The sequence below is a fragment of the Frankia sp. CcWB3 genome (assembly GCF_977927595.1).
The window spans coordinates 1-6,652 of sequence record NZ_CDWRCK010000017.1 but is presented as its reverse complement, the minus strand read 5'-3'; the positions used below and the strand labels follow the sequence as shown (position 1 = coordinate 6,652).

Below are 6,652 nucleotides of genomic sequence, written 5' to 3'. Positions count from 1 at the left end.
CGTCCGGTCCGGTCGTCCAATATCTACCTTAACGTAAGGGCCGAGTTGTCCACCAATCGCCGTGGTGTTTCGGGATCGAACACGACCCGTGGCGACGTTTACCAGATCGGGGACGTTGCGGAGCGGGTCAGTCTCTCCCTGCGAACAGTCCGCTACTATGAGGAATCGGGGCTCCTCATGCCGGTAGGTCGGACCGTAGGGGGATTTCGTCTCTACGACGATGATGCCATCGAGCGGCTGCTCCTCATCAAGAAGATGAAACCGCTGGGGTTCACCCTGGAGGAGATACGGTCGCTGCTGGCCCTTCGCGACGAGCTCGCCGAGCCCGACCTCGCCGCGGACGCCCGGGCCGAGCTCCAGGAACGGCTTGGCACCTGGGTGGTACTCGCGGAGGAAAAGCTCTCTACGCTTCGGGAGCAGGTCAGCGTCGCGGAGTCGTTCGTCGGCGGGCTGCACGACGACGCGAAACGGTCGCGCGGAACCGCCTGATCCGCGGACACCGATCATCGCACTCACCGCGGCGGGCCTCGCGAATCTCACCGGCAAGACCAAGATCAAAACCTGAGGTTATTTTCCAGCAACTCCCAGGGGATGCTCCACGCTGCGCCGGAGGCGTCGTGGGCTGTCTGTTGGTTATCTCAGAGAGGTCGCCGGAGGCGACTGAACGGAGACTCCGTACGGCGCCTGGTGCCAGGGGTCCCCGCACTGCACCGAAGGCGCCGTGTGGGGGAAGGCTAGCCTCTGAGGGCATGGCTGCCATCCCACGTAAGGCGCTGGCCGACGTCCGCCAGATCGCGGCGCGGCGGACGGCTCCGATCGTCCTTGAACTTGATCTGACGGTCGACCCGATCGAAGGCGCCCCCACCGACCCGATCACCCTGGCGCTCGCCCGGCGCCGGACGACCCTGCGGGATGTTGTCGAAGGCCTACGGTACGCGACCGAGGATCCCCGGGTGTCCGTCGTAGTCGCGCACATCGCCGCCTGCGGGATGCCGCTGGCACGTATCCAGGAGATTCGCGCCGCGATCGCCGCGTTTCGTGCGGCCGGTGGCACCGCCATCGCCTACGCGGACACCTTCGGGGAGTTCGGGGGCGGCACGGCGCCCTACTATCTGGCCTGCGCGTTCGACGAGATCTGGCTCGCCCCGCCCGGTGACTGCGGCCTGACCGGTCTCGGGATGGAGGCGCCGTTCCTGCGAGGATCGCTCGACCGGCTCGGCATCTCCGTCGAGATCGGCCAGCGGTACGAGTACAAGAACGCCGTCAACACGCTGGTGGAGCGGGACTTCACCCCGGCGCACCTGGAGGCGGTCAGCCGGATCATCGAGTCCAGCTCCGACCAGATCGTGGCCGGCATCGCCGAGGGACGCGGGCTGTCCACCGACCGGGTCCGGCGTCTGATCGATCTCGGACCGCTGGCCGGGTCCGTCGCGCTCGACACCGGTCTCGTCGACCGTCTCGGCTACCGCGACGAGGTGTACGCGGCGGCACGGGAACGGGTGACGCGGGGGCCGTTGGCCGGATTCGAGGATGATGGGGAGGGCGCGGGCCGGGACGATGCGCGCCGCGGGCCCGGCGCGGAGCCGGTTCTGATGTACGCCTCCGCCTACCGGCGGTCCGTCGAGCGGTGGGAGAAGTTCCCGGCGCGCCGCGTAGCGGCGCTGGCGGCCGGCAGCCCGGCGGCTTTCTTCTTCCGCGAGGTTCCCGATGATCGGGACGGCTCCCGTCCCGACGGCGCCGGGGAGGCTCACCTCCACCCGGACGAGGCCGCGGGCATCGGGACGAGTGCGCTGGCCCCCTCCGTGACGGCGCCGCATCGCGACCCGAAGAAGGCGGTCATCGCGCTCATCCACGGGACCGGGCCGGTCGTCCTCGGACACGGTGCCCCGGGTCCGTTCTCCGGGCCGGTGCTCGCCGCGGAGGCCACCGCGGCGGCCTTCCGCTCCGCCGCGCGTGATCCCGCGGTGGCGGCGGCGGTGTTCCGGGTGAGCAGCCCTGGGGGTTCCTACGTCGCATCCGACCTGGTCCGCCGGGAGGCCGAGCGGTTCCGGGCCAGCGGTCGGCCGCTGATCGTCTCGATGGGTGACGTGGCGGCCTCCGGTGGCTACTTCGTCGCCCTGGCATCCGATGCGATCGTGGCGAACCCCGGCACGCTGACCGGCTCGATCGGGGTGTTCGCCGGCAAGCAGGTGATCAGCGGCCTGCTCGACAAGGTGGGAGTGGGCTTCGGTGCCGTCGCGGAGGGTGAGCATGCGCTGATGATGTCGCCGCGGCGGCCCTTCACCCCGGGGGAGCGGGAGAAGCTGGAGGAGTTCCTGGACCGGGTCTACGCCGACTTCGTCGACAAGGTAGCGACCGCTCGCGGGCTGTCCCGGGACCAGGCGCACCAGCTGGCCCGCGGCCGGGTGTGGACCGGCGCGGACGCCCATGCGCACGGCTTGGTGGACGTCCTCGGCGGGTTGGCGCAGGCGATCGAACTTGCCTGGTCGCGCGCCGGTCTGCCGGCCGGTGAGACCCCGCGGGTGCGGCTGACGCCCAAGCCGTCGGTGCTGGAACGGGTCCGGTCGCCGAAGTCCAGCGAGGACCGCGGGGCCGCCGCGTCCGTGGCCGGGTCGGTGGCCGGGTCCGCCCTGGGCCTGCTCGGCCCCGGTCCCGGTGCCGGCTTCGTCCCGGGCTGGGGGGCGCTGGCACCGCTGGCGGCGCGGCTCGGTCTGCCCTCGGCCGGTCCGCTGGTCATGCCGCCGATCGGGCGGATCGGTTAGCCGGTCCGCACCGGTGGCCCACAACGAACTCGCCGGCCTGTGGGATGCGTGACACCGCCGTCCGCGGGAGGATCGACGCCCGGGTGCCCGACGGCCAGGCAGGCGGTGGAATGACCGTCGGGTGGCCGGTGAATGGACGCGCCGCGCCGCGCCGGGCCGGGACCGGCGTCGCGTCGCCGTGGGGCGACGGTAGTCTCGCAGCGACCGGTTTCGTCCGGACGGCACCGCTCGTCCCGCGCTGCGATCCGCGGCAGGCCATCAGGGTCTGCCCCGGTGGCCTGCCGCGGTGTGGTGGCTTCCGGTCACCGGCCCGTGGCGGTCCGCTGCTGCCGCCGCGTCATCGTTCCGTGTCAGAGCGCATACCGGAGGTCGAAGCCGTGCCGTCCATCGAGGCCGTCGGAGCCCGCGAGATCCTTGACTCGCGCGGTAACGCCACCGTCGAGGTCGAGGTCGTTCTGGAGGACGGCACGCTGGGCCGCGCCGCGGTGCCCAGCGGGGCGAGCACCGGCGCCTTCGAGGCTGTCGAGCTGCGCGACGGGGACAACCGCTACGGCGGCAAGGGCGTGACCAAGGCCGTGGCCGCGGTGATCGACCGGATCGGTCCGGCGATCATGGAGTTGGAGGCCACCGAGCAGCGTCTTCTCGACGCGACGCTCATCGACCTCGACGGCACCCCGGGCAAGTCGGCCCTCGGCGCCAACGCCCTGCTCGGGGTCAGCCTGGCGGTGGCCAAGGCGGCGGCGTCGTCGAGTGGCCTGCCGCTGTTCCGGTACCTGGGAGGCCCGACCGCGCACCTGCTCCCGGTGCCGATGATGAACATCCTCAACGGTGGTGCCCACGCCGACACCAACGTCGATATCCAGGAGTTCATGATTGCTCCGATCGGCGCGAGCACCTTCGCCGAGTCGCTGCGCTGGGGTGCGGAGGTCTACCACGCGCTCAAGAGCGTGCTGAAGGCGCGGGGCTTGGCGACCGGCGTGGGCGACGAGGGCGGCTTCGCGCCGAGCCTGCCCACCAACCGCGAGGCTCTCGACCTCATCGCCGAGGGGATCGACAAGGCCGGCTTCGCCCTGGGGACAGACATCGCCCTGGCGTTGGACGTCGCCTCCACCGAGTTCTACGCGGACGGGTCGTACGCCTTCGAGGGCAACTCGCGTAGCGCCGAGTACCTGAGCGACTACTATGCCGAGCTCGTCTCCGCATACCCGATCGTCTCCATCGAGGACCCGCTGGCCGAGGATGACTGGGACGGCTGGGTGGCGCTCACCGAGCGGCTCGGTGGCAAGGTGCAGCTCGTCGGGGACGACCTGTTCGTGACCAACCCGGAGCGGCTGGCCCGCGGGATCGCCTTGAAGGCCGCGAACGCCCTGCTGGTGAAGGTGAACCAGATCGGCACGCTGACCGAGACGCTTGACGCGGTGAACCTGGCCCACCGTAGCGGCTACCGGGCGATGATGTCCCACCGGTCCGGCGAGACCGAGGACACCACCATCGCCGACCTCGCCGTCGCGGTCGACTGCGGTCAGATCAAGACTGGCGCCCCGGCGCGCTCGGAGCGGGTCGCGAAGTACAACCAGCTGCTGCGCATCGAGGAGGAACTCGACGACGCGGCCCGGTACGCGGGCGCCGCCGCGTTCCCCCGCCACGGGCAGGCCGGCTGATCCCATGCCGCCGCGGAACACCGCGCTGACCACGAGGGCGACCCTGCTCGCCGTCGTGATCTGCGTGCTGGTCCTGACCCTCGCTTATCCGCTGCGGCTGTACCTGCAGCAGCAGGCCAAGCTCTCCGAGCTGAGCCGGACCAACGCGCAGGCCCAGGCGAGGGTCCATGAGCTGCGGGCGACGGTCGAGCGATACGACGACCAGGCCTGGGTCGAGGACGAGGCGCGCCGTCGGCTGCATTACGTCAAGCCCGGTGAACGGGCGTACCTGATGCCGATCAAACCGGCACCCACCAAGGACGGCGACGAGACCCGCGGCGGGTCGTCCGGGGGTTCGGCCTGGTACGCCCGGCTCTGGTCGGAGATCTCGACGCCGTAGCGGTCACGGGGCGGGAGCCCCGGCCCCGGTGCGGCGAAGGGCGAAGGAACGGTCCTGGCGGACGGTGATGACGGCGAGGGGGCGAGCATGGTACCGGCGGTGACGGCCGAGGATCTCGAGATTGTGCGCTGTCAGCTCTCCCGCGAGCCGCGAGCCGTCCTCGCGGTGGCTCATCGCTGCTCGTGCGGTCTTCCCGACGTGGTCGAGACCGCACCGCGGCTTGCCGGCGGCACCCCCTTCCCGACCCTGTACTACCTCACCTGCCCCCGGGCCGCGTCGGCGATCTCGCGGCTGGAGGGGGCCGGGGTGATGCGCGAGATGACAGCCCGGCTGGCGGAGGATCCGCGGCTCGCCGCCGCCTACGCCGCCGCCCACCGGGACTACCTCGCCCGGCGCGACGCGCACGAGGTGCTGCCCGCGGCCCCGAGCGCGGGTGGCATGCCCGATCGGGTCAAGTGCCTGCACGTCCTCGTAGCGCACAGTCTCGCCGTGGGTCCGGGAGTCAATCCGTTCGGTGACGAGGCCCTTGCGGCTGTTCCCGACTGGGGGCGGCAGGGGCCGTGCGTGGCCGGTGGCCGATGTCCGGGCGTCGACGAGGCCCGCAGCCCGGACCCGCCCCAGGCGGCGGGCCGGCGGGCGACGGACCGACCGGCAGTCGTTCGACAGGGGATCCGATAGGGGACCCGACGGAGGATCCGATAGAGATCCGATAGAGATCCGATAGGGGATTTGACCGGGGAGGAGAGACCGTGAGTCGGGTCGCCGCGATCGACTGTGGAACCAACTCGATCCGTCTGCTGGTGGCGGACGTCGAGGGATCGACCCTGTACGAGCTGGCCCGCCAGATGGAGATCGTCCGGCTGGGGGCCGGGGTCGACCGGACCGGTGAGCTCGCGCCGGAGGCGCTCGCCCGCACCTTCACCGCGCTGCGGGACTATGCCGAGCAGATCGAGCGGCTGGGAGCCTCACGGGTGCGGATGGTCGCCACGAGCGCGACCCGCGACGCGCGCAACCGTCATGAGCTCGTCGCCGGGGTCCGCGCAATCCTCGGTGTGGACCCCGAGGTGATCAGCGGGGACGAGGAGGCGGCCCTGTCCTTCGGTGGCGCCATCGGTGACCTCGTCGGCCGAGCCGGTTCGTTGGACGCCGGTTCGCTTGCCGGTTCGGTCGAGGGCACGCCGACGGGGGCGGGCGCGGCGGGATCCGACCCGGTCGCCACGCCGATCCTGCTCGCCGACATCGGCGGCGGCTCGACCGAACTCGTCCTCGGGGACGCGAGCGGGGTGCGGGCCGCCCGCTCGGTGAACGTCGGATGCGTGCGGCTGGCGGAGCGGCACCTGCACGATGATCCGCCGACCGGCGCGCAGGCCGCGGCGATCGTTGCCGACGTGCACGCGGCACTCGACATCGCCGCCCGCACCGTGCCCCTGACCGAGGCGGCGACGCTGGTCGGCGTCGCGGGGACCGTCACCACGGTCGCCGCCCTCGCGGCTGATCTCCCCGAGTACGACCCGGCCCGCATCCACCTGTCCGTGACGGCGGCGGAGCAGGTCGCGCAGGTCACGGACCGGCTGCTGAGGATGACGCACGACCAGCGCGCGGCCCTGCCGGTGATGCACCCGGGTCGGGTGGACGTTATCGCCGCCGGCGCGCTCGTGCTGCGCACCCTGGTCGAGCGAACGGGCGCCGCGGCGGTGGTGGCAAGCGAACGCGACATCCTCGACGGGATATCGCTGGCCCTAGCCGCCGCGCCGGGCGCCCCGGCCACCGGGCCCGAGCGGGCGGCGTTGCCCGTCACCGCCGGCCCGTCGGTAGCCGGCCCGTTGGTATGAGGACCGGCTGTACGCGGA

The 6,652-nt window shown here is 71.8% G+C and carries 6 protein-coding genes; all 6 read left to right on the top strand.

The window, feature by feature from the left end:
- Positions 1-45 precede the first annotated feature (45 nt).
- The 6 genes from ACY5KJ_RS02840 to ACY5KJ_RS02815 all read left to right on the top strand — a co-directional run bounded on the left by ACY5KJ_RS02840 (position 46) and on the right by ACY5KJ_RS02815 (position 6,634).
- The gene (locus tag ACY5KJ_RS02840) at positions 46-489 is read left to right on the top strand and encodes a MerR family transcriptional regulator (protein WP_462185958.1); all 444 of its coding nucleotides are present in this window, start codon (positions 46-48) and stop codon (positions 487-489) included.
- A gap of 260 nt (positions 490-749) precedes the next feature.
- Positions 750-2,762, top strand: coding sequence for a signal peptide peptidase SppA (gene sppA, locus ACY5KJ_RS02835; RefSeq protein ID WP_462185957.1), 2,013 nt, complete (start codon positions 750-752; stop codon positions 2,760-2,762).
- 377 nt (positions 2,763-3,139) lie between these two features.
- Complete coding sequence (gene eno / locus ACY5KJ_RS02830) at positions 3,140-4,423, top strand: phosphopyruvate hydratase (RefSeq protein WP_462185956.1); 1,284 nt, start codon at positions 3,140-3,142, stop codon at positions 4,421-4,423.
- A gap of 4 nt (positions 4,424-4,427) precedes the next feature.
- Positions 4,428-4,802, top strand: a complete 375-nt coding sequence (locus tag ACY5KJ_RS02825; protein ID WP_462185955.1) for an FtsB family cell division protein — start codon at positions 4,428-4,430, stop codon at positions 4,800-4,802.
- Between the two features lie 87 nt (positions 4,803-4,889).
- On the top strand, positions 4,890-5,480 hold the full coding sequence (locus tag ACY5KJ_RS02820) for a DUF501 domain-containing protein (protein WP_462185954.1): 591 nt from the start codon (positions 4,890-4,892) through the stop codon (positions 5,478-5,480).
- 71 nt (positions 5,481-5,551) lie between these two features.
- Positions 5,552-6,634, top strand: coding sequence for a Ppx/GppA phosphatase family protein (locus tag ACY5KJ_RS02815; protein ID WP_462185953.1), 1,083 nt, complete (start codon positions 5,552-5,554; stop codon positions 6,632-6,634).
- Positions 6,635-6,652 lie beyond the last annotated feature (18 nt).

Bases quoted from the DNA above. Each gene is read 5' to 3' on its own strand.
- ACY5KJ_RS02825 (WP_462185955.1), top strand. From the start codon at position 4,428: ATGCCGCCGCGGAACACCGCGCTGACCACGAGGGCGACCCTGCTCGCC.
- ACY5KJ_RS02820 (WP_462185954.1), top strand. From the start codon at position 4,890: ATGGTACCGGCGGTGACGGCCGAGGATCTCGAGATTGTGCGCTGTCAG.
- sppA (WP_462185957.1), top strand. From the start codon at position 750: ATGGCTGCCATCCCACGTAAGGCGCTGGCCGACGTCCGCCAGATCGCG.